Annotated in this window: 19 protein-coding genes; 10 read left to right on the forward strand and 9 right to left on the reverse strand. The window is 66.6% G+C overall.

Annotation, left to right across the window (positions count from 1 at the left end):
• Positions 1–392 precede the first annotated feature (392 nt).
• On the forward strand, positions 393–3,746 hold the full coding sequence (locus BKY59_RS15560; protein ID WP_076073068.1) for an autotransporter domain-containing protein: 3,354 nt from the start codon (positions 393–395) through the stop codon (positions 3,744–3,746).
• A 98-nt stretch (positions 3,747–3,844) separates the two neighbouring features.
• Here BKY59_RS15560 and BKY59_RS17935 read toward each other — a convergent pair whose 3' ends face one another.
• The gene (locus BKY59_RS17935) at positions 3,845–4,114 is read right to left on the reverse strand and encodes a hypothetical protein (RefSeq protein WP_129586432.1); all 270 of its coding nucleotides are present in this window, start codon (positions 4,112–4,114) and stop codon (positions 3,845–3,847) included.
• Positions 4,115–4,134: 20 nt separating this feature from the next.
• On the opposite strand from BKY59_RS17935, the gene BKY59_RS15565 reads away from it, so the two are divergent.
• Positions 4,135–5,445, forward strand: a complete 1,311-nt coding sequence (locus BKY59_RS15565; protein WP_240500145.1) for a putative peptidoglycan glycosyltransferase FtsW/RodA — start codon at positions 4,135–4,137, stop codon at positions 5,443–5,445.
• 255 nt (positions 5,446–5,700) lie between these two features.
• Positions 5,701–7,113, forward strand: coding sequence for a DUF2254 domain-containing protein (locus tag BKY59_RS15570; RefSeq protein ID WP_076073069.1), 1,413 nt, complete (start codon positions 5,701–5,703; stop codon positions 7,111–7,113).
• 57 nt (positions 7,114–7,170) lie between these two features.
• On the opposite strand, the gene BKY59_RS15575 is transcribed toward BKY59_RS15570, so the two are convergent.
• Positions 7,171–8,055, reverse strand: coding sequence for a hypothetical protein (locus tag BKY59_RS15575; protein WP_076073070.1), 885 nt, complete (start codon positions 8,053–8,055; stop codon positions 7,171–7,173).
• Positions 8,056–8,135: 80 nt separating this feature from the next.
• Between BKY59_RS15575 and BKY59_RS15580 the strand changes: the two genes are divergently transcribed.
• A complete protein-coding gene (locus BKY59_RS15580; protein ID WP_076073071.1) occupies positions 8,136–9,437 on the forward strand; it encodes an SLC13 family permease in 1,302 nt (433 codons plus the stop codon).
• 194 nt (positions 9,438–9,631) lie between these two features.
• Here BKY59_RS15580 and creD read toward each other — a convergent pair whose 3' ends face one another.
• Positions 9,632–11,011, reverse strand: coding sequence for a cell envelope integrity protein CreD (gene creD, locus BKY59_RS15585; protein WP_076073072.1), 1,380 nt, complete (start codon positions 11,009–11,011; stop codon positions 9,632–9,634).
• Positions 11,012–11,131: 120 nt separating this feature from the next.
• On the opposite strand from creD, the gene BKY59_RS15590 reads away from it, so the two are divergent.
• A complete protein-coding gene (locus tag BKY59_RS15590; RefSeq protein ID WP_076073073.1) occupies positions 11,132–11,683 on the forward strand; it encodes a hypothetical protein in 552 nt (183 codons plus the stop codon).
• Positions 11,684–11,716: 33 nt separating this feature from the next.
• Here the strand turns inward: BKY59_RS15590 and BKY59_RS17860 are convergent, their stop codons facing one another.
• The 5 genes from BKY59_RS17860 to BKY59_RS15610 all read right to left on the reverse strand — a co-directional run bounded on the left by BKY59_RS17860 (position 11,717) and on the right by BKY59_RS15610 (position 15,237).
• Positions 11,717–11,893: a hypothetical protein gene (locus BKY59_RS17860; protein ID WP_165374875.1), complete on the reverse strand. Its 177-nt coding sequence runs from the start codon at positions 11,891–11,893 to the stop codon at positions 11,717–11,719.
• 257 nt (positions 11,894–12,150) lie between these two features.
• Entirely contained in the window at positions 12,151–12,366 is a 216-nt protein-coding gene (locus BKY59_RS15595; RefSeq protein WP_076073074.1) for a hypothetical protein, read from the reverse strand.
• A 121-nt stretch (positions 12,367–12,487) separates the two neighbouring features.
• Complete coding sequence (locus tag BKY59_RS15600) at positions 12,488–12,874, reverse strand: MarR family transcriptional regulator (protein WP_240500146.1); 387 nt, start codon at positions 12,872–12,874, stop codon at positions 12,488–12,490.
• Between the two features lie 53 nt (positions 12,875–12,927).
• Entirely contained in the window at positions 12,928–13,245 is a 318-nt protein-coding gene (locus BKY59_RS15605) for a putative quinol monooxygenase (protein ID WP_076073076.1), read from the reverse strand.
• A 168-nt stretch (positions 13,246–13,413) separates the two neighbouring features.
• The gene (locus BKY59_RS15610; protein ID WP_083672192.1) at positions 13,414–15,237 is read right to left on the reverse strand and encodes a diguanylate cyclase; all 1,824 of its coding nucleotides are present in this window, start codon (positions 15,235–15,237) and stop codon (positions 13,414–13,416) included.
• A gap of 313 nt (positions 15,238–15,550) precedes the next feature.
• Between BKY59_RS15610 and BKY59_RS15615 the strand changes: the two genes are divergently transcribed.
• Both BKY59_RS15615 and BKY59_RS15620 read left to right on the forward strand, forming a co-directional pair.
• Complete coding sequence (locus tag BKY59_RS15615; RefSeq protein ID WP_129586433.1) at positions 15,551–16,588, forward strand: hypothetical protein; 1,038 nt, start codon at positions 15,551–15,553, stop codon at positions 16,586–16,588.
• Between the two features lie 283 nt (positions 16,589–16,871).
• On the forward strand, positions 16,872–18,638 hold the full coding sequence (locus BKY59_RS15620; protein WP_076073078.1) for a putative bifunctional diguanylate cyclase/phosphodiesterase: 1,767 nt from the start codon (positions 16,872–16,874) through the stop codon (positions 18,636–18,638).
• Positions 18,639–18,825: 187 nt separating this feature from the next.
• Here BKY59_RS15620 and BKY59_RS15625 read toward each other — a convergent pair whose 3' ends face one another.
• The gene (locus BKY59_RS15625) at positions 18,826–19,647 is read right to left on the reverse strand and encodes a glycerophosphoryl diester phosphodiesterase membrane domain-containing protein (RefSeq protein WP_083672193.1); all 822 of its coding nucleotides are present in this window, start codon (positions 19,645–19,647) and stop codon (positions 18,826–18,828) included.
• A gap of 193 nt (positions 19,648–19,840) precedes the next feature.
• Between BKY59_RS15625 and BKY59_RS15630 the strand changes: the two genes are divergently transcribed.
• The 3 genes from BKY59_RS15630 to BKY59_RS15640 are packed head-to-tail and all read left to right on the forward strand — an operon-like array spanning position 19,841 to position 22,691.
• The gene (locus tag BKY59_RS15630) at positions 19,841–20,524 is read left to right on the forward strand and encodes a DUF4129 domain-containing protein (protein WP_206362093.1); all 684 of its coding nucleotides are present in this window, start codon (positions 19,841–19,843) and stop codon (positions 20,522–20,524) included.
• Positions 20,521–21,738, forward strand: a complete 1,218-nt coding sequence (locus tag BKY59_RS15635; RefSeq protein ID WP_076073080.1) for a hypothetical protein — start codon at positions 20,521–20,523, stop codon at positions 21,736–21,738. The genes BKY59_RS15630 and BKY59_RS15635 overlap by 4 nt, the downstream gene beginning before the upstream one ends.
• Positions 21,735–22,691: an AAA family ATPase gene (locus tag BKY59_RS15640; protein WP_076073081.1), complete on the forward strand. Its 957-nt coding sequence runs from the start codon at positions 21,735–21,737 to the stop codon at positions 22,689–22,691. The genes BKY59_RS15635 and BKY59_RS15640 overlap by 4 nt, the downstream gene beginning before the upstream one ends.
• Positions 22,692–22,694: the final 3 nt, after the last annotated feature.

Genomic DNA, 22,694 nt, shown 5'->3' on the forward strand with positions numbered 1-22,694 from the left:
ATTTCCCGCCCATCGACAGGCCGCCACCAGCATGGGCGCGTTCCGCGATGCGCCGGCATCGACGTGCCGAGGGCAGGCGTCGCACTCGCTTTCAGGAGCATCTGCATGTCGATCGTGATCAGGGCCGCGCTCATGCCGGTCCGCTCCTTCGGTATAGGGGCGCCGTGATCGGTCGCGTGCCGTTTCACCTGCGCTGGAACCAGCATTTTCGATTGGGAAGCGAGCGCCAAGCTCTGTTACGATTTCGTAATGACATGGTCACGATACTGTCACCTTGTCGAAGTAGCTGCCGAAAATATTGTAGTTAAGTGGGTTTTCAGACAGTAAAAAACTGCTGCATTCCAAAATACAACCTTAACATGCATTAGAATTGTCAAATTGGGGGCCAATAAATGTATCTCAAAATACTGCTCGCCGTGGCCTCGACCACGGCGCTGACGCCGTTTGTCGCCGTAGCGCAAACGCTTCCGACCACGCCGCCGCTGAATTACAACAACAGCTCCGATCCGAATCCCGGCACCGATATCGCCAAGCTGCTCGACAGCTACGTCACGCTGCAGCGGAGAAATCCCGAAGCGTTCGTTCGCAATTATCAGATGGTCGTGGACATGACGCGGAACCGCACGGCCGCCGAAACGCTGGCCGCGGTGCGCGATGACCGCGCGACGCAGATCTACAACGTGTTGAACGGCCTCGGGCCGCTCACAAACCTCTACCTGACGGGTGCGGGCGCTTCCGCCTCCAGCGCCACCCGCCCCAACAGCCTGACACCGACGACCTTCGCGACGGCGACGCTCGAGGACTATAACCGGGACGTCAATTTTCTGAATTCGGCCTCGGCCGGGGCCACGACGTTCGGCAACGGAACTGCCACGCCGCTCGCGCGTGCCGTTCAGCTGGTCAACGACCTGCGCTTCCCGGGATCCACGGAGCCGCCCAAGCGGACTTTCGCACGATATCAGGGAGAGAATTCGGCGATCAGCCCCCTGGACTCCCGTTACCAGAATTACAACGCGCTCACGAACCGCACGACGCTGCGCGCGTCCGACACCGCCGGCATCGTGGTGCCAAGCTTCCTGTCGAGCTTCACGACGCCAGCGCCTTATGCCAACACCAGCGAGTGGGTGCGTGGCTTCACCGTTACGGCCGAGCGGATCGCCGCCAATGGCGGCAACCCGATCACCGTCCCCAACGTCGGATCGTTCAGCAACGGCGTCTTCACGCCCGCGACGTTCCGTGTCGGCGAATATGTGCCCGGCATCGGCGCTTCGGTACGTCCATATCGCGTGTCGACCGATGTTGCCGTGCCTACCCAATTGCGTACCGTCATCAACGCAACCAATCCGTACAATGACGGTGCCTATCCGAGCGGTCACACCAACAGCGCCTATATGCAGGCCTACGGTCTGGCTTTCCTGATCCCGCAGCAGGGGCAGGAACTGCTTACCCGCGCTGCGGATCTCGGCAACAGCCGCATATTGGCCGGCATGCATTCCCCGTTCGACATCATGGGCGGACGGATCGAGGCGTCGGCCATCATCGCCACCGAACTGTATCGCCGCCTGTACGACGCGAACGGCCAGCGGGTCGACTGGACCAACCCTGCCAACACCGCCGCCAATTCCGTCTATCTGGCCTACCGGGAAACGCAGGGCTACCTGGCCAGCGCGTGCAACGCGGCCAGCGTGACCGCCTGCATCACGGCGGCGCGGGCCTCGGGTGCCACCGCATCCGACCCGTTCGGCAATCCGGCCGCGAACAAGGCCGCCTATGAGGCGCGACTGACCTACGGTTTCGCGCCGGTCGGTCCGGTCGCACCGCTGACCGCAGCGCAGGTGCCGATCCAGTCGCAGGTCTTCCTGCTGACGCGCTTTCCCTATCTGACGGATGCCCAGCGGATCGATATCCTGGCGAGTACCGGTCTGTCTTCGGGCTATCCGATCCTCAGCGGCAATACCTGGGACGGCTGGGGTCAGCTGAACCTCTACGCCGCTTTCGACGGATATGGCGCGTTCGCCAATCAGGTCACCGTGACCATGGATGCCGCGCAGGGCGGCTATGCGGCAAGCGACGTCTGGGCCAACAACATCGCCGGTGCCGGTGGACTGACCAAGAACGGCTCCGGCATGCTGATGCTGACGGGGACCAGTCGCTATACCGGACCGACCGTCGTGAACGGCGGCACATTGGCGGTGGTGGGGTCGATCACCTCGCCGACCACGGTCAACGGCGGGATGCTTGCCGTCACCGGGACGACCGGGGCGGTAACGGTCGCCAACACCGGCATGCTGACCGGCACCGGAACCACCGGAGCCGTTACCATTGCCGCGGGCGGCACGCTGGCACCGGGGCTTGGCGGCGTGCCCGGCACTCTTACCGTCAATGGTCCGCTGACCCTGGCCGGCGGCGCAACGCTATTGGCGCCGATCGTCGGCACGAACGCAACGCGGGTGACCGTCAACGGCGCCGCGACGCTGGGCGGGAACGTCAACGTCGCGGCGTCGACCCAGGCGCAGCCGGTGACGCGCGTCGCCCTGATAACGGCGACGGGCGGCGTGAGCGGCCAGTTCGGGACGGTGGCCACCACGGCAGCAGCGACCCGGGCGGCGGTTTCCTACGGCAGCAACGACGCGACCCTGGTGCTGACACGCACCGACGTGAACTATGTGCCGCTTGCGACGGGCGCCAACCAGGTGGCGGTCGCCTCTGCACTGAACGCCGCGCTTCCGGCCGCCCGCAGCGCCGCTGCGGCAGCGCTGCTCAACAATGTTTTCGCCGCGGGCCAGGCGGGCGTTGCCGCCGGCGGCGCAGTCCTCGACCGCCTCGGCGGGGAGAGCCTGGCCGCGGGGAACGCCGCCGCACTCGATGCGGGCGAGATGTTCCTCACAAACGTCACGCGCGAGCAGCGTCGGATGTCGCTCGGAACGCATCTCTGGGGTGGCCCTTACGGCGGCCGTAACCGGACTGACGGCGAAACCGGCCTCGGCACGACCAACCGTCGATCCAGCACTTATGGCGGCATATTGGGTATCGGTGGTGAAGTGGTGCCCGGCTGGCAGGTCGGTTTCGCCGGCGGCGGCGCGCAGACCGACTATCGCCTGCGCGGTAGCGCCAAGTCGGAGATCGACAGCGCGCATGTGGCTGCCTACTCCACGGTCTCGGGTGGCAACGCGTATGTCCAGGCGGCGCTGGCCTACGGCCATTACGAGACCACGAACAACCGCACGGCAAGCGACGGTGTCGTCTCCGGTGTCCAGCGTGCGAAGTTCGACGGAGCCGAGCTGCGCGCCAAGGGTGAGGCCGGCATCCGCCTGCCGCTCGGAAGCTATGGGCTCACGCCGTTCGTCGGTGTGGAATATGCCCGGCTGTGGACCGACGCATTCCAGGAGCAGGCCACCGCTTCGTCCGGGCCGGCGCTGCGCGCCGAACGGCAGTCGATCAGCATGTTCCCGGTGATGATCGGTGCCAGGCTGGACGGTTCGATCGGTACGTTGCGGCCATATATCCAGGCCGATTATCGGCATGAGTTCCGCCGCAACCGTACCGCGAACCTGAGCTTCGTGGAGCTGGCGGGTTCGGGCTTCACCATCGCGGCGGCACGCCCGGCCCAGAGTGCCTTCCATGCCGCAGCGGGTGCCGAAGTCGGCCTGTCCGCACGCCTGAGCGCCTACATCACCGCGGACGGCACGATTTCGGACGGCTATACCGCGGTGAATGGCAACGCCGGGTTGCGGCTGGTGTTTTAAGGGGAATGGTCCTGACCGCGGTTGCGCTGCGGCTGCGGTCAGGACTCATTGCGCATCGGGTGCTGGCCGACCTTTGCTGGTCCAGCCTGGGATCGTTTTCAGGACGCCGTCGGTCGGCGATCGTCCTGCAATGGTTCATCTTCCTGCAATGTCCAGGACTGGCCAGCGGCGGTTCGGCTCGCACTCCACCCGGGCGGCAGCGTGGCGATCTCGACAAGACCGGGATGCCGATCCACAACCGTGGACATCGAGACGACGCGCGCCTCCGCCGGAGCAAACTGGTCTCCGCCCCAGAACGCCTGTTCCCGATCGGCTTTTCCCGGAATGGGGATGCGTCGATGGAAACCGGAAAGCGGCCATGTCGCCACTTTGTAGCAGCGTGCGATGGTTGAAAAGCATCGCGTTTCGGCAATCAGGTTTCTGCTTGACAAGAACTGACGCCGAGCGGCGTGCATCTCGCCCGCGCCAATCCTCCCGCCCAGGCGGCAACACCGGCCTCGCGACGCCGGGCGGCGACCATAGGAATGCCGGATTTCGCCGGGCTGTTACCGACCTTGCCTGCCGTGCGCTGCAGGCGACGTTGCCGCCGGCCCTGCAGTCATGGGGATGGGCGATCCGCCGCGAGGCGGCCAGCATCCCGGACGATACCAGGGCGCTCCTGTTCACGCTCGACAGCCTGTGCGGACTCATGCCGCGCGCGGTCGCATCGCGTCTTCGTCAACCCTTCGTTTCGCTGACCGGCGAGGGCGCTCCCTTTTCGAAAGGATCGACCATCATGCACATCGTGAATGCCATCACGCGCCGCCCTCGCGCGCTCGGCATCATCTGTGCGATCGGTGCCGTTGTGCTCGGCCTTGCCTATATGGCGATCGCCGGTGCGTCGCTGCGCTACCTTGAAATAAACGTCGGCGCATTGGTGATTGGCCTGACGATGATCCCGCTGCTCGGCCGCATTGCAGCGGCGGGCGAGCGATGGGCAGGCTGTGCGATCATCGCGGTGGCGGGCGCGCTGCTCGCGACCGCGCTTCTGGGCTCCAGGGTTGAGGGCCCAGCACGTTGGGTCAGCCTCGGCGGACTGGCCATTCAACCGAGCCTGATCCTGTTGCCGGTGATGCTCGTCGCCTTCTGCCGAACCCGTAACGTGCCGGCGACCGCCGGAATCGTCGTGGCCGCTGCCGCGATGGCGCTTCAACCCGACCGGGCGATGGGCGGGATGCTTGCGCTCTGCCTGGCGGCGCTGGTGGTCATCCGCCGCGACAGGCACGTCGTCGTGGCGCTCGCCGCCAGTATCGCCGGCTTCGCGACGACGCTGGTGCGTGCCGATACGTTGCCGGCGGCCCCCTATGTCGACCAGATCCTCTATTCTTCCTTCGACGTTCATGCCGGTGCCGGACTGGCAGTGTCGGGAGGTCTGGCGCTGCTCCTGGCTCCGGCGATCGTCGGCTGGAGCCGCGATGGCGACAACCGCGCGACCTATGCCGCTTTCGGCGCAGTCTGGTTCGCCGCGATCGTGGCGGCTGCGCTCGGCAACTATCCGACGCCCATCGTCGGTTACGGTGGCAGCGCCATCATCGGCTATGCGTTGAGCCTGCTGGCGTTGCCGAAAATGGCAGGAGGCTCCGTCGCGGTCGGTTCCAGGACGTCCTGCGCAACGGACGAGCCGCCGTCCGATCGGAATCTGCGCATCGCACTGGCCTGATCGTATTTACGTCCTCTCCCGGCGGCAGGCCTCGTCGTTGGGTGGGCTCGATGCGGGCGCACCCCGATCGCTACTGGTTCGTCGCGGGACCCACTGCCGCACTGACCTACTCCGCGTGGGTAGAGATCACGCGAGAACCGGCAGTGGCTTCCTGGACGATTTGATGGCTCCGATGCCGGCAATCATCCTAGACGTGTAGATGATGGCACGGAGATAGGCGGCGAACGATGCCGGACCCGCCGAGAAGGAAGATTCATGAAGGCTCTCGTCCTCCGCCTCAGCGTCCGGTTGCGTGAGAGCTACTGGGTGATACCTGCGATCATGGCGATCACCGCCGTGCTGCTTGCCGGCGGCATGATCGCGCTGGACACCTATGAGGGATCCGGCTGGATGGACGGCTTTTCCTGGCTGCACGCATCCAGACCGTCGGGCGCGCGCCAGCTTCTGTCCGCGATCGGTGGATCGATGATCACCGTTGCCGGCACCGTATTCTCGGTGACGATCGCGGCGGTCGTCTATGCGTCCGGCCAGTACGGGCCGCGGCTGCTGAGCAACTTCATGGCGGACCGGGGCAATCAGGTCACGCTCGGCACGTTCATCGCGACGTTTCTCTATTGCCTCATCGTGCTGCGCACGGTGCGTTCGCCCGAAGAGTCCGACGGGATCGGCTTCGTCCCGAACATGGCGGTGCTGGTCGCGGTGCTGCTGGCTGTCTGCTCGATCGCGGTGCTGATCTTCTTCATTCATCACGTGCCCAGCAAGCTGCATATCAACAGCGTCATCAAGGACATCGGCGATACGCTGATCAAGGAAGTCGGACAGCGATTTCCGAATGCCATTGGTGCTGCCCGGCCGGAGCGGAACGGGCAGCCTGAGAAGGCGCGGGTGCCGCCCGCCTTCCGCGACGACGCCACGCCGCAGGCGGCCAGCGAGCGCTTCCTGATCGCCGCGCTGCACACCGGTTACATCCAGACCGTCGATGCGGATGCGATCACGGCGCAGGCCAGGGCGAACGACCTGGTGTTGCGGCTTCGGTATCAACCGGGCGACTTCGTCCATGTCGGCCGTACGCTGGTGGAGGCGACACCACCCGGGCGCTGCGATGCGACGACCGCCAAGGCGATAGCGGAGGCCTATGCCGTCGGCGCACGGCGTACCGCGATCCAGGATCTGCGATTTCTGGTCGATGAGTTGGTCGAGATCGGTGCGCGGGCGCTATCGGCCGGGATCAACGATCCCTTCACGGCGATCACCTGCCTCGACTGGCTGGCGGCCGCGCTTGCCGATCTCGCCTGCCGGGAGATGCCCTCGCCCTTGCGCATCGACGCGGCCGGCGCATTGCGGGTCATTGCCCATCTCGAAACCTTTGCCGGCTTCATGGACCGTTCGTTCGGCGCGCTCATCCCTTACGTCGCAGGCGACGTCGTGGTCGGCCTGCGTTTTGTCCGCGCACTCGGCGAAGTGGCGCTCGACTGCGACGCTCCGGATCGGCTGGCCTGCGTGAAAGCCACTGTCGACAGGTTGGCCGCGCTCTCGAAAGAGACGCTGACCGGTTCCAGCGTCGAACGCCTGGTCGAGCGCTGCGACGAACTGCGCAACGCCTTGCGTGCGCCCGACTTCAAGCGCCGACTGCGGGATGGCACTACCTGGCTGGCGGGATCGGCCTGAGACGGGTGACGGCCATGACCGGCTTTTTCCTGACACCCGGCCGGTGTGGCGCGGGGCCTAGCTGGCTGCGGTAGGGCCGCCCGCGGGCCAGGTGGCAAGCGTCGCGCCGGTCGTGCCGTTCTCGATCGTGATCTCGTCGAGCGACGTGGCGACGAGGCACACCGGCCGCTGTTCCGCGCCGCCGGCCTGCTGGCACACCACCGGATCGCCGTCCGGCGCGGCGACGATACGACCGGTCAGGCGTACCCGGAAACCCTTGCCCGGCTGTACCGCATCAGCCGTCACGCGCAGGACGGCGGTGTAGGGGCTGCCCTCGCGGCGCCCCTGCCGGCCGCTTTCCCGATCGAATATCTGGCCGATCGCCAGCGTCTGTCCGGGCAGGGTCACGGGTTCCGCCCCCATGGGCGCAACCGGATCCCGGGCCGCGGGGCATGTCTCGCTACTGGTCCAGGGACGCGCGATCCAGAAGCCCTCCAGCGCCTCGACCCCGGCCGGCGCTTCGCCCGACCACCAGTCGGCAGGCGACCAGGCAAGCGGGGCAACATGGATCCGCAAGACACCATCCGCCGCATCGTAGGTCCAGCGCATGGCGGCATCGCTGCCCTCGGTCGCCGGCCCCGCGCACCCGAACGGAAGCGCGATCGTGAAGGATCGACCGATCATGCCGCGTACCGTGGCGGGCATGGCCGTGGCTTGTGCGGTTGCATCCGCGGCGGATGCGGCCAGCGCGATCAGATCGGCCCGGCCCAACGTGCGTCCGGCGTCCTGTTCCGGTTGCACGGCCGGGCGCACCACGGCCGGAACCGGGGCTGGGACCGCAGCGACCGGGCGCGTGTTCGTGGCACGTTGTCCCAGCAGGAACCCGCCACCGCCGACGATCGCGACCGCGACGATCCCGGCGGTGATGACGAGGCGGCTGGCGCGTGGACTGGGTTCTCTCATGGACATGCCATAGCAAGGTCCGGCAGAGGGTTCATCATGAACGTGACAGACCATCGCCATCCGCCGGGGGTCGTTTCCGGGTGACCCTATCGCAGATCGTCACGCTTGCCGTGCTCCTGTCGGTCGTCGGCGCGCTGATCTGGGACAAGGTGCGGTCCGACGTCGTAGCCCTGACCGGTGCCGCGGTGCTGCTGGTGACGGGCGTCGTGCGGCCGGTCGAGGTGCAGGGGGCGTTCGCGAGCCCCGCGATCATCGCGCTCGCCTCGCTGTTCGTGATTGCCTACGCGCTCGAATTGTCGGGACTGCTCGACCGGGCCATCGATGCCGCGGTCCGCATGTGCAGGCGGCTTGGCGGGGCGGGGGTCTGGCTGTTGCTCGCGTTGATCGGGCTGCTGTCCTGTTTCCTCAACAGCACACCGATCGTGGTGCTGGGCGCCCCTGTCGTCCGCGACGTCGCGAACGCGCTGAAGCTACCGCCGAAGCGCTATCTGATGCCGCTGTCCTACATCACCGTGCTGACCGGTTGCTGCACGCTGATCGGCACGTCCACCAACCTGCTGGTCGACGATATGGCGCGCGTCGCGGGCCAGCCGCGCTTCGGCCTGTTCGAGATCACACCCGTCGGGTTGCCGATCGCGCTGGCCGGCGGGTTGTACCTGTTCCTGTTCAGCAGCAGGCTGATGGGGCGCAGCCTGACCGGACCGGCCATCGTCCAGCATGCCCCCGATTTCGAGGCGCCGGGCGCACAGGTCGGCGACGCCGAACTGTTCGCGGAGCGGCGGCCGTTCCAGTCGGCAAAGGCGTTGTTGGCCGGGGCGGTGTTCGTCGGGGCGATCGCTGCGGCCGCAATGAACATCGCGCCGATCGCGGCATCCGCCTTTGCCGGTGCGGTCCTGCTGATCCTGATGCGCGTGATTACCGCGGACGAGGCCTATGGCGGGTTGCGACCGCAGATCCTGATCCTGATCGCGGGCATGGTCGTCATCGGCATCGCGATGGAGGAAAGCGGCCTCGCTGCGGTCGCGACGAACACGCTTGTCGGATCGCTGCACGGCGTAAGCCCGCTGGTCGCGCTCGTCGTCCTCTACGGCCTGACGATGGTGCTGACCGAGTTGCTGTCCAACGCCACGGTGGCTGTACTGGTCACGCCGATCGCCGTCGCCCTCGCGGAGAGTCTGGGGGTCAGTCCGCGGCCGTTCCTCGTCGCCGTGATGATGGCGGGCAGCGCCGCCTTCGCCACGCCGTTCGGTTATCAGACCAACGTCATCGTCTACCAGATGGGGGGGTATCGCTACATGGACTTCGTGCGGGTCGGGCTGCCGCTCAACCTGCTTACCTTCGCGGTGGCGATCGTCGCGATACGGTTTTCCTTCCCTTTCTAGGCAGGCTGTCCGCGTCTGACGCGCCGGCAGAAACTGCCCGTCGCGGGTCGTGCCGGCCGAGGCGCAAATGTCCACGCCCGGCAGGGACGCACCTGTAGGCGACCTGCAGGCCATGAAAGCGGCGGGGTCGCGAGACCCCTTGTGGAGGTTCCGGTTCGTGGCGGGATCGGCAACTTCCTGCAGATCGATCCAGCCTAGGCGGGCGCGGTGTCGCCTGTGTCGGAGGCCGCCACGCCGCCCCAGTCGATCCGCCGCGTGGCGTACATCACGCCGGCCAATGCGGCGAACAGCGTGGCCGAACCGATCAGCAGCGAATAGGCTTCGAGGCTGAGCAGGACATACAGGATCGCATACAGCCCGGCGAGCAGTGCCGCGACCACGGCGGCCCGCCGCCAGCTGTGCAGGATGGCCGCGGAGTAACTGCTGATCAGCGCGACGATGGCAAGGCTGGCGACCAGATAGGCACCGAGGAACCCGATCACCTCAGCCAGCGCGAGCAGCAGGATGAAGAACAGGACCAGTCCGGCACCGATCAGCAGATAGGCCACGCCCGGCACCGGCGCGCCGCCGATGATGTCGAACATCAGCAGCGCCAGGAAGGTGAAGCCGATGAACATGAAACCATATTTGGTCGCACGGTTGACCTGCGAATACAGATTGACCGGATCGAGCAGCCCGATCGTGACCGCTTCGTTCGCGTCGGCCGGATCCGCCGGGTTCGTCTCCTGCTCGCCGATCCTGACGACCGGCCGGTTGAGGGCGAGATTGCCGATCTGCCAGCTGGCGGGGAACGCCGACGCGCCCGGCGTCCGGTTCGGCAGGAAGGCCCCGGTGAACGAAGGATGCGGCCACGCGGAAATCGCCTCGATCGTGGTCTGTTCGGCCGACGGCAGGAACGAGAGTTCGTCGCTGCCGCGCAGGTCGAAGGCCACATCGAACGGCACCGCCATGTTCGTCGCGCCGGTCGCGATCGGCCCCCGCGCGGTGAAGCCGCTGCCGCTGGTCGTCGCAAGGCTGGATCCCGGGATCAGCGGCAGCGCCCGACCGGCGACGCGGATCGCCGGCCGCGAGCCCGCAAGTCCCCTGGCGTTGCTGATCCCGACGCGGATCTCCGCGTCGGCGAGGCGCAGGCTGTCCGGCGGAATGTTCAGCGCCGCAAAGTCGGGCAGGCGAAACTGGCCGGCGATCCGGACATGCGAGCGATAGACCACCGCTTCGTAAATCGACCGACGCCGCCGTTCCGCATCGATCCGCATGCGGACCGCCGAGCGCGTCGGCGCGACGAACAGCAGCTCTTCCTCGCGATCGGTACGCCGGATGGTGCGGCCGCTTTCGACCGTATCGCGCGTGACGATGCGGCTGAACGGGATCACCAGGAACGGCCCGGCAATGCTTTGCGGGCCACCCCAGCCTTCGACGATCGACGTGCGCGCGACCTGCGACTGGTTTTCACGATCGTAGACCAGCAGATAGGTGGCGAACAACGGAACGGACAGCAGCAGACCCAGCAGGATCGTCATGGCGAGCTTGCGCCCCGGGGTATTGTGCGTCGGCGACGACGAAAGCTTTATCATGCTACCCCAGACGATCCCGACCGCGTTTCCGGGGTTTGAATTGGACGTCCGGGTTCGTCAATCGAAAGCATCCGGGGCTGCAATACCGGAACTACAGCCCCTGTTATCCGGAGAACACCCATGGGTCGTACCGTCAAGTTCGTCCTGATCGTCACATTGGTATCCGGGCTGACGTCTTTCCTGCTCACCTTCCTGACCGCGACGGGGCAGCGGTCCCAATCCGACCCGACCTTCATCGGCCTTGTCTTCGGCATGACGGCCGGCGTCGCGTTCCTGCTGCTGAGCGGCAATCGCAGGATACCGCTGGCCGACGATGCGACGCGCCGCGCGGTGCTGGCCGAACCGGCCGCCGCGGGCGCGGCGCGCCTGCTGATCGTCCGGGAAAGCAAGGTCGGGATGATGGTCGGCGTCGACGTCGAAGTGGACGGCGCCGTCGTGACCCAGCTCAGGAGCCCGCGCTTCGCGGCGGTCACGGTATCGCCCGGACGGCACGCCTGCGTCGCGATCGCACAAGGCAGGCGCTCCGCCCCCCTGGCCATCGACGCGGAGGCGGGCGGGACCGTGGTCCTGCGCATCTCCACGGGGTTCGGCGGGATCAAGCTGACCCGCGAAGACGATAGCCCCGCGCTGCGCACGGCTCTGGCAAAGGTGCCGATGGTCGCACCGGCCTAGGACGGATCGACAATCGATCGGACCTTGCCGTGGTCACCGCTTCGGCTGCATCGCGCGCAACGCCCGCGTCCATATCCAGGCCATCAGCGTCCCGCCAAACAGGACCGACACTATCGGCGCAACACCGTCCGCACCGGGGATGCGCCCGTCCAGCACCATGCGCCGGAGCAGCACGGCATTCCCGGCCAGTTCGAAGCCATGCCCGCGCATCCTCGCGCATCCAGGTCGGGAGGCGCGCCACCGAAGGTTCTCCCTCGATCGGTGGGACCGGCGGATCGGTCGCGGGGCCCGCGCTGCTTGCGGGATAGCGCGCCAGCATGACGACGGTGACCGGATCGGTCGGGGATCGGCCAGGCGCGCGCAGCGGCAGGTAATAATCGTCATAGCTGCTCGTTCGCATGTTCCAGCGGCGTAGCCATGCCTGATCGTAATCGGGCGGCGCGTCGGCGCAGTGGCCGAAGCGTCCTTCAGACAGAAATCGCCGCCTGACGCCGCCGGCGGAAAAGGACGAGCGCGACGACGGGCAGCAGGACTAGCGGGAGGAGGGGCAGGGCCTTGGCCATGTCCGGATGCGCGCCGATCCAGCGTACGAACAGCATGGCCATGCCTGCCCCGCTCCATATGAGCGCGACCGTGAGGCACAGGCTGGTTGCAATGATGCCCAGTCGTATCTTGCCGTTCATGACGCGCTCTCTCGTTGGATCGACCGCAGCCTTTGGACCTGGAACGGTTCGGGCGGAAGCGCCGATGTGCCGTCCCCAACCGGGGTAATTCACGCAGCGGCGGGGCAAACCGGACGCGGCGCTACGATGCATCGTCCGTACTGCGATCCATGAAATCCGCGATCAGCGCGAAGTAGCCGGGCAGCACCGCCGCCAGGGCAGCGCGGCCGTCGGGGGTGAGCCGCACCTTCTTCGCACGTCTGTCGCTTATGTCCCGGATACTGTGCAGCAGGCCGGCCCGTTCCAGCGACTTGATGGTATCCGTCACCACCGGGCGCGAAATGTCCAGCCGGTCGGCGATCTCGCTGGGAAACAGTCCGTCGCGTGCCGGCTCGCGATCGATCAGGATCATGGTCAGGAAGCGGGTTTGCGACAGGGCATGCGCCGAGAAATACGCTTCCAGTTCGCGCATGAGCAGGCTGCCGCGTCGCAACAGGCGCAGCGCCTCGCCAACCGCCTGCGGGTTCATGTCGGGGAAGCGATCCCTGTATGTCAGGAGCATTTGCCGCGTCGGCAGTTCCCTCAGGAAGAACATTCCGCCTCCGGACCGATTTCGCGAAGCAGGGTGAGATCGACGGGTTCGGAAAGCCACTCGCGGTAGCTGTCGAAGACCGACTGCGTGTAGGGTTGGGCGTGATGTGCGGCGAGTGCGGCGGCGTCCTCCCACACTTCATAGAGATAGAGGCAGGATCCGCCGTCCCGATCTTCATGCAGAGTGAATATCCGGCACCCCGGTTCGGCATGCGTCGCCTGCATGATGCCACGGACTGCATTCCGGGCGGCTTCCAGATATTCGGGCTTTGGCGCGATGCGTGCAAATACGGTAAGCGGTTCGGACATGACCCGTGCCTTACATCGTTAGGATGCTAACTATGTAATCGGTGAAATCGGGGTGCACAAGCGACGCCCTGCCGTCTCTCCACTCACACCACCTAAATTCCCGCGACCGTTGTCGCGAAATTTTCCGAGATGCGTTGGCCGGGGAATCCACGGAAACAGACAGTCGGATCACGCCGCAAGCGTGCTGATCGTGGCCCGGTTGCGACCGTCGCGCTTGGACTGGTACAACGCCGCGTCCGCCGCCTGGATGAGTGCGGAACCGTCGCGCACCATGGCGTCGGACCAGGTTGCGATGCCGAACGACATGCTGGTCGAACCGAGCGTGCGGGTGCCATGGCGCACGTTCAGTTCCGCGATGGCCTGACGGACGATTTCGACGCGCCCGGCGAGCGCCTCGGCGGTCGTGCCGGGTGCGATGATCGTGAACTCCTCGCCGCCGAAGCGACAGACAACATCGCCGTCGCGGAACCGGCTGCGCATCTCCGTGGCCACCGCCTGCAGCACGGCGTCGCCCGCGTCGTGGCCGAATTCGTCGTTGAACCGCTTGAAATGATCGATATCGCACATGATGAGGCTGAGCGGCGTGCCCGACCGCACGGTCCGGGATATCTCGAGCGTCAGCGCCTCCTCCATGTAGCGGCGGTTGAAAAGGCCGGTCAGCGGATCGCGGATCGTCTGTTCCCTGAGCGATCGCTGGAGCCGGTGATTGACCAGCGCCGAGCCGATGTTTTCGGCCAGCACGTTCATCCGGAAGCGGTTCTCGGCGTCGATGCGACCGCGCAGGTAGAGCACGCCGATCACCTCGCCGCCGGCCAGGAGCGGTTCGCAGTGATAGACCGCGTCATCGACCACATGCCCGCAGACGATATCGCGGCCGGGGTCCACGACGCTATGGCTCTGGCCGCGACGAAGCGCCCAGCATCGTTCCGGCGGAAAGCCATCGGCCGCCACCGCGATGCCGCCCCAGCAGGCGACGGGGACCAGGCAGTTGCGCGAATTATTATGGGCGTACAGGACACCTGGAATGGCGGGCAGCACCTGCGGCACGAACACCCGGATGATCTGCGCCAGTTCGTCGTCGGTACGGGCGGCCTGCATCCGATGCGCCATACCCCCGAGCAGTTCGATCACGTCGCCGCGTTCACGCAGCGTCGCGGTATTGCGTTCGAGTTCCGCGTTCACGATCTGCAGTTCACGCTCGCTGGCCCCCTGGCGCGCGACGGCCCCCTCAAGGCGGTCGGCCATGGCGTTGTAGCCCACAGCCAGTCGCGTAAATTCCCGCGAACCCATCGCCATGTCGATCCGCGCCTCCTGTTCACCGCTGCCCAATGCGGTCATCGCTTTCAGCATGGTGTTGAGAGGGCGGCGGATCCCCCGTACCAGCAACGCAAAGCTGCCGATGACGAGAAGCGCGACGGCGATCGCGCCGATGATGGCCAGTCTTTTGGCGCCGCGAAGGCGCCGGATGGCCGCGTCCTGCCGGGTGGTCTGGAGCGTGCGTTCTTCGTCGAGAAAGCTTGTCGCGCGCACGGTGACGGCATCCATCAGTTCCCGCCCGCGGCCGCTTGCGATGACTGCGACCGCACCTGCGAAATCGCCGCGGCGCGCCAGATCGAGCGGCTGTAACAGCACGGCGGAACGCTGCTTCATCAGCACCGCGATTTCCCGCGCACGGGCGTGTTGCAGGTGATTGTCTTCGGTCTGTTCGACGACCCTGGCGATCGTCCGGGCCGCATTTTCCACGCGTTGCCGGAACGACCGGGCATAGGCGGGATCATGCGTGATGACGAAACCGCGCTGACCGGACTCCGCCTCGCGCAGATCGCCCAGTGCCGCCTCGGTCGTCTCGATGATCGCGGCGGAATGGGTGGCCCAGGAGACGCTCTGGCTCGCCTGATACGAAGCATCGACGAGAAGCGCCGCAAGCGACCCCAGCGCCAGGAGGACGATAAGCCCGATCGCGGCAATACGCGCTGTGAGCGAAACGAACATTGCGTCAGCCTAGCGGCCGAGGCTTAACGCTTGGTTGCTTCGTCTCGACGGCGGCCCGCGCATGGCGGTGCCGTTCTTCCGGCCCGGGATCAACGCCGGTGCGCCGTGTTCCGTCGGTGTACCGGACGGTGTGTTCGAGCAAGCCGCATCGCTGCCGAGCGGCAGGACGGGTCCGTGCCTGCCGGCAAGGTAGCGACCTTGTGGGCGGCCCGCCGAAAGATGGTTCGTGACTATCGTCCGACCGAACGGCCGGTTACCGGTGCAGCCGCACGCGCAGCCTGCGTTGCGCGATAGATCGGTGAGTATCTCGGCCATGCGTAGAGTTTCCAGCGTGATTACCGGTGGTGGCGCTTCATTGATCCTGGCCCTTTCGCTCGCCGGTTGCGGCAAGGTGGAGCAGAAGAGCGCCGATGTCGTGAGCAAGCCGCGCGCGGAAGCGAAGCGGCATCGGGTCGCCTGCGCATCCTCGGTCGCCTATGACCGGTTGAAGGGGCTTGTGTTCGATCAGGCGGTCGATCGACATGCGGGCGATCGCGCCAATCTGGACATTCTGGCGGACTATTCGGTCGTGCGGATCGAAGAGCCGGTCGTGGACGGCTGGGACTCCGCGCTCGACCTTACCCGGTGCACGGGCCGCTTCATCCTGCAGATCCCGCCGGGCGCCGAGCGTGCGTTCGGCGGCGAGCGCCGTCTGGAGGCCGACATCCGCTACACCGCGCAGGCGGCGGCCGATGGCAGCGGCTTCGTCTATCGCCTGAACGGCGCGGAGGCGATCATCGCACGGCTTGCCGCATTCAATCTGTCCGTCGGTGCCTATCGACCTTCACCGGCGATCGATCCGGGACAGGATGACGCCGCCGGCTCGGCCGATACCGCGCCGGACCGGGCGGACGTGCCGCCGCCCCTGTCGGACGATCCCGTAGGCGATGCACCGGATGATGAGCGGTTGCCGACGCGGCCTGCGCAGCGCGCGTCCGACGTGGCCGGCCGCGATCCGGACGCGGTGGCGGCCGGATCACGAACCGACGCGCCCGGGCGCACCGGCGAGACGGTTATCCGCACATTCTACGGGGCGCTGGGTGGCGGGGACGGACGGACCGCGTCGGCCCAGATGATCCCGGAGAAGCGAACGAGCCGGTCCTTCGCCCCGGAGGCGCTGTCGCGGTTCTACGGGCAGTTGGCCGAGCCGATCCGGCTGACGCGGATCGTGCCGCTGGCCGGGAACACATATCAGGTAAGCTATCGCTATGCAGCGGGGCGCTCGCGTTGCCGGGGCAGTGCGGTGATCCGTCTCGCCAACCGCGATGGCCGCACGCTCATCCGTTCCATCGACGCACTGGACGGCTGCTGAACCGGCGTCTGCCGACCGTCATGGACACCGGTCTGCGGACGTCGGGCGCGCAGGGCGGCCGTCGCGAAGGGCGATCAGTTCGATGGCGGCCAAAGGCGCGTTGGTCGGAGGCATGGCGACCGCGACGACGTCGGCAAGTCCCCAAGCGCACTGACGATATAATAACCGTTGATCATTTAAACCTATGTTATTATCTCAGGTTGGAGTAATGACTTGGTCTATACATAGGTCTAGTTCGATAAACTTCATTTCGCCTTAAGTTCGCTCTATTACTGGAGGGTCCATGGCAAATCGGGACGAAGATGCGCGACTTGATGCGCTGTACAAGCTCAACCTGCTCGACACGTCGCCAAGCGAGAGTTTCGACCGGATCACGCGGATGGCGAGCCAGATCTTCGACCTGCCGATTTCCGCGGTCTCGCTGACCGATCGGGACAGGCAGTGGTTCAAGTCGCGCGTCGGGGTGGAACACATGTCCATTCCGCGGGAAAATGCGCCATGTTCCCGTGTTGCGGAGACGGCCGATACGGTGCTGATTACCGACCTGCTTGCCGACGATCGTTATCGGGACAGCATCCTGGCCGAGCAGGGGGTGCGCTTCTATGCCGGTGTGCCGCTCGTGACGCGGGAGGGCTTTGGTCTGGGGGCGCTGTGCGTTCTGGGCACCGAGCCGAGAACGGCCTCCACCGCCGAAATGGCCGCGCTGAAGGATCTCGCGCAGATGGTCATGTCGCAGATCGAGCTGCAGCACGCCTTCGGGCGGGTCGATCCGCTCAGCGGATTGCCGAACCGCACGCAGTTCCTCGACGATCTGGACGACCTTGGACGGGATGACCCGGGTCGTCGCCGACTGGCCGTGATCGTGGACCTCGCGCGGGCCGAGCAGCTCAACTCCGGCTTCCGGGTCATGGGTTCCAGCTATGTCGACGACATGGTGCAGGAAGCGACGCGTACGTTGCGCGCCATACTCGGCAGCGATCACATGGCGTACCATGTCGCGGCAACGCAGTTCGCGTTCGTTGGTCCGGACGGTGTCGACGAAGTGGCGTATATCGTCCGGCTCGAAGCCATGCTGGTGCAGCTTCGCGCGGCGTCGCATGTCCGCTTCGTCATGTCGCCGACGATCGGCGTCGCGCCGTTCGTGACGGGGGCGACGTCGTCACACGACGTCCTGCGGACCGCCCACAACGCGGCGCTGGATGCGCGCGCGTCGGAAACGGCGGTCGGCTTCTATTCCCCGTCGAAGGATGGCGCGCACCGCCGGCGTTTCCGGTTGCTCAACGATTTCGGGATGGCGCTCGATCGGCCGGAGCAGCTCCGTCTGGTGTTCCAGCCGCGGATCGACCTGGCGACAGGCACCTGCGTCGGTGCCGAGGCCCTGCTGCGCTGGTCGCACCCGCTGCTGGGCGAGGTATCGCCGGGCGAATTCATGCCGATCGTGGAACAGACCTCGCTCGCGCGCCCGACCACCGCCTGGGTGCTGGAGGCGGGTCTGGACCAGCTCGGCCGCTGGTGCGCGGCACGCCTGCACATCCCGCTTTCGATCAACGTCTCGGCCGCCAACCTCGACGAGGCGGACTTTGCGCAGCGCGTGCAGCTCTACCTCATCAAGCACCGCGTTCCGCCCGCGCTGCTGGAGCTGGAGGTGACCGAGAGTGCGGTCATGGGCAATTCCGTCCGGGCGATCGGGCAGCTTCAGGCCGTGGAGCTTGCCGGGATACGCATCGCGATCGACGATTTCGGCACGGGATATAGCAGCCTCGCCTATCTGCAGAAACTGCCGGCACAGGTCGTGAAGATCGACCAGTCGTTCGTGCGCGACCTGGCGAAGGGCGATCGGGAGCAGTCCCTGGTGCGCTCCATGATCTCGCTCTCGCATGATCTGGGTTACCGCGTCGTCGCCGAAGGCGTCGAGACCGCGGAGGCGGCCGCGCTGCTGATCGAGATGGGATGCGACGAAGGCCAGGGCTATTTCTTTGCGCGGCCCATGGAAGTGACGGACTTCGAGCAGTGGATCCGGGGGCCGGGGATGCAGGCCGTCGCGGGCTGATACCGCGATTATCGGTTTCGCGCGGCGAACGGTTCGCGCCGGAGCCGGGGCCCGATCGACGAGCACATGGTCGAAGACGCCCTGCCGATTCGGTGGCAAGCGCCTGCGGAACCCCCGCGTTCCGGACCGGCCGGGAAAAGCCTGCGTTACTTCGAGGCAAGCGCGCGAGGAACCGCCGCTTGCCGGATCAGGCGAAGATATCGGCGAGCTGGTCCGTGAGGGGGCCGTCCTTCCAATGGCGCAGTTCGACGAACAGCGCTGCGCTGACGGTGGTGTACCAGGTGAGTATCACGGTCGTGACGATCGATTGCAGCAACTGGACCCAGAGCGCGGGTGCCGACACCGGCAACTGCGCAGTGCCGCCGGTGAGCGCGCTGAACGAACCATAGCCCGCCACCCCCATGAGCCCGACGACGATCGAGACGAGGATATAGATTGCGAGCGCCAGCAGCAGTATGCCGAAGACTTGCCACCGCGCCCCCTTTGTCAGGGCACGGCTGCGTCCGAACGCGCCGAAGATGCCGACGCGTTCCGCGACGATGGCGGGAACCGATACGGACCACATCACCGCCAGCATGATTCCGGGGATCACCAAGAAGAGAAGGCCGATCCACGCGGCCAGGACGAACAGGACATTCACCACGAACAGCGGGAGGCAGCGCAGCAGGCCGATACGCAGATTCTCGGCCAGAGCCGACACCCGTCCCTCATCATGCGCGACCGTCGCATGAACGATCGCCCCGCTGGCGATCAGCCACAGCAAGCCGACCACGAACCCGTAAAGACCGAGCACCGCATAGGTATCGTTGCCAAGCCCGCGGAAAAGCCCGGCGCGCCCGCCGAACTGTTCGAGGAGCAGCTGTGGCAACGCTATCATCACGAAGCCGATGCCGAACGTTCCGACCGGATTGGCCTTGAGGACATCGACGCTGCGCCCGAACACGCCGCTGACCGAGATGCCGTCCGTCGTTCCCGCAGTCGTCCCTGTAAGTGCCCGACTTGCCATCATGCGTCCCCCCGATCCCCGTCCGGGAAGGTGACGGCCGAATACCGGACTGTCCAGCCTTCTCATCGCAAGACAGCTTCCGCCGGGTCAATGACGGATGATGGATTGCGCTCTGGCCCGATCCGGTTAGTTTCCGCCTTGGGGGACAGCGGCGACGCCGTCGGGGGAGGGCATCATCGGCGCGTCACCGCAGGATATGGCAGTTGCGACCGACCGGTTCGCCGCAGCGCATGCCGCTTTGCGCGCCGATCCGTCGATCCAGTTCACGCTGACGCGCGCGCCACCGCCGCCGGAAACACCGGAATGGCTGAAGGCGGTCGGGCGGGCGATTGCCGGCATGTTCCGGCCGATCGGCCGATTCTTGCGCTGGGTGGCGAGCCTGATGCCGGATGCGCCCTACGCCCGTATCCTGTTGTGGGCGCTGCTGGCGGCGCTGGCCGCGGCGGTCGTCTGGATGGTCGTCGATCGGATCCGGTCGGGCGAATGGCGTCTGCCGGCGCGGCGGCGGCGCGGCGACGAGCCCGCGTCCGATGCATCCGAGGAGGGTTGGACCCCCGATGCGGCCCCGGCCCGCGCCTGGCTGCGCGAGGCGGACCGGTTGGCCGCGGAGGGGCTTTATGCCGACGCGATCCATTACCTGCTGTTCCATTCGATCGACGATATTGCGCGTCGCCGTCCGCAATGGCGACGACCGTCCCTGACCAGCCGCGAGCTTGCGTCGGCGCCGCTGCTTCCGGCTGCCGTCCGTGCATCGTTCGCGGGCATCGCCATGCTGGTCGAACGCAGCCTGTTCGGCGGGCGCCCCGTGGCGGACGACGACTGGCAGTCCGCGCGGGCCGCCTATGCCGATCTGGCCCTGCCACGGCAGTGGCGCGCATGAGCGAGGTGGCGATCGGACGACGGGTCCCGAACGGCAATACCCTGTTCGCGCCGCGGACGATCGCGCTGCTGCTGTTCGTCGGCCTGCTGGGTTTTGCCGGTTCGATGCTGCTCGGGGCCTATGCCCCGGATTTCAGCGCCGGGCGGAGTGCGGGTCCCCATGCGCTGTCCAGGGCGGCGACCGGCTATTCCGGCATCGTCAGGTTGACCCAGGCGATCGGGCGCAATCCGCGGCTGATCCGCGCGGAAGCGGGCTGGGATACCGAGGATCTGGTCATTGCGACGCCGGAACATGGCACGGTCGATATCGGCAAGTTCGTGACCGCACGCCGCGGCCGGGCGACGCTGATCGTGCTGCCGAAATGGGCGACGACGCCGGACGAGCAGACCAAGGGCTGGGTGGACATGAGCGGCCTGTTGCCTGCGAAGGACCCGGCGGCCATGCTGGAACCGGGCACGACAATGCCGGTCACGCGGCGTCGAAGCGGTGCGCGTCCGCTCCGTCCCATGCGCTGGGTGCCGCAGTCGCTGGCGGTCGCGGCGCCGCGACCGGTGCAGACCGTCCGGTCGGCGGCGCTGACGGCGCTGGTGGAGGATGACGCCGGCGGTATCGTGCTCGGGCGGCTCAACGATACCAACATCTATATCCTGGCCGATCCCGACCTGCTGAACAATCACGGCATCCGCCGGATCGCGCGGGCGCGGGCGGCGGTCGACCTGCTCGATTTCATCAACGCGACCGGTGCGCAGGGCATGGCGTTCGATGTGACGCTGAACGGCCTGGGCCATGGCCGCAGCCCGTTGCGACTCGCGTTCGAACCGCCGTTCCTGGCGATGACGCTGGCGATCACGGCCGCGCTGGTGCTGGTCGGATGGCAGGCGCTGGTGCGGTTCGGGCCGGCCCGTCCGCCCGTGCGCGCCATCGCGTTCGGCAAGACCGCGCTGATCGACAACAGTGCTATGATCGTCCGCAAGGCAGGTCGCGAAGGGGGGCTGGGCGGACGCTATGCCGCATTGGTCCGCGAACGTGCGCGGACCATCTTCGGCGTACCCGCGCACCTGACCGACGAGGCGGCGGACGGCTATCTCGACCGGCTGCAGGGGACGGCACGGTTCACCCAGCTGGCGGCCGATGCGCAGCGTGCGTCGCATCCCGCCGATATGCTCGCGGCCGCACAGGCGCTGCATCAATGGCAACAGGAGAAGACACGGTGACGGTTGACGACGTCCGGGCACTTGGACAGGCGATCCGCGCCGAAATCGGCAAGGCGGTGATCGGCCATGACGACACCGTCGACCTGTTGCTGATCGCGCTGTTCGCGGGCGGGCACATCCTGATCGAGGGACCGCCCGGCACCGCCAAGACGTTGCTTGCGCACAGCTTCGCGCAGGCCGTGGGGTTGGCGTTCGGCCGCATCCAGTTCACCCCGGACCTGATGCCGGGCGACATCATCGGCGCGAACCTGTTCAATTTCCAGACGTCGACGTTCACGCTGACGCGCGGACCGATCTTCACGGAACTGCTGCTGGCCGACGAGATCAACCGTACGTCGCCCAAGACGCAGGCGGCGCTGCTCGAGGCGATGCAGGAGCGCACCGTGACGATCGACGGCGAGAGCCTGCCGCTGAGCAACCGTTTCACCGTGGTCGCGACGCAGAACCCGATAGAGCAGCAAGGCGTCTATCCGCTGCCCGAGGCGCAGCTCGATCGCTTTCTGTTCAAGCAGACGATTTCCTATCCGAGCGCGGACGAGGAACGGCGGATCGTGGCCGGCCATAGCGCGCAGCAGGCGGCGATGTCGCCCGCCGACTGGGGCGTGGCACGGCGCGCGGATGCGGCGATGATCGACGCGGCGGTGGAGACGGTCACGACGGTCCGGCTGGTCGATGCGGTAATCGACTATATCGTCGCGCTGATCCGCGGGACGCGCGGTGTCGCCGATCTGGAAAGCGGTGCCTCGCCGCGTGCGGGCGCGATGCTGGCGCGCGCCGCCCGCGCCCGCGCGGCACTGGACGGACGCGATTTCGTCATTCCCGACGATGTGAAGGCGCTGGCCCCCGCGCTGCTGCGCCACCGGCTGATCCTTTCGCCGGCGGCGGAAATCGGCGGACGTGCGATCGAGGATGTCGTCGCGCAGATCATCGAGACGATCGAGGCGCCGCGTTGATCT

The sequence above is a fragment of the Sphingomonas montana genome (genome assembly GCF_001956315.1).
Classification (GTDB): domain Bacteria; phylum Pseudomonadota; class Alphaproteobacteria; order Sphingomonadales; family Sphingomonadaceae; genus Sphingomonas_R; species Sphingomonas_R montana.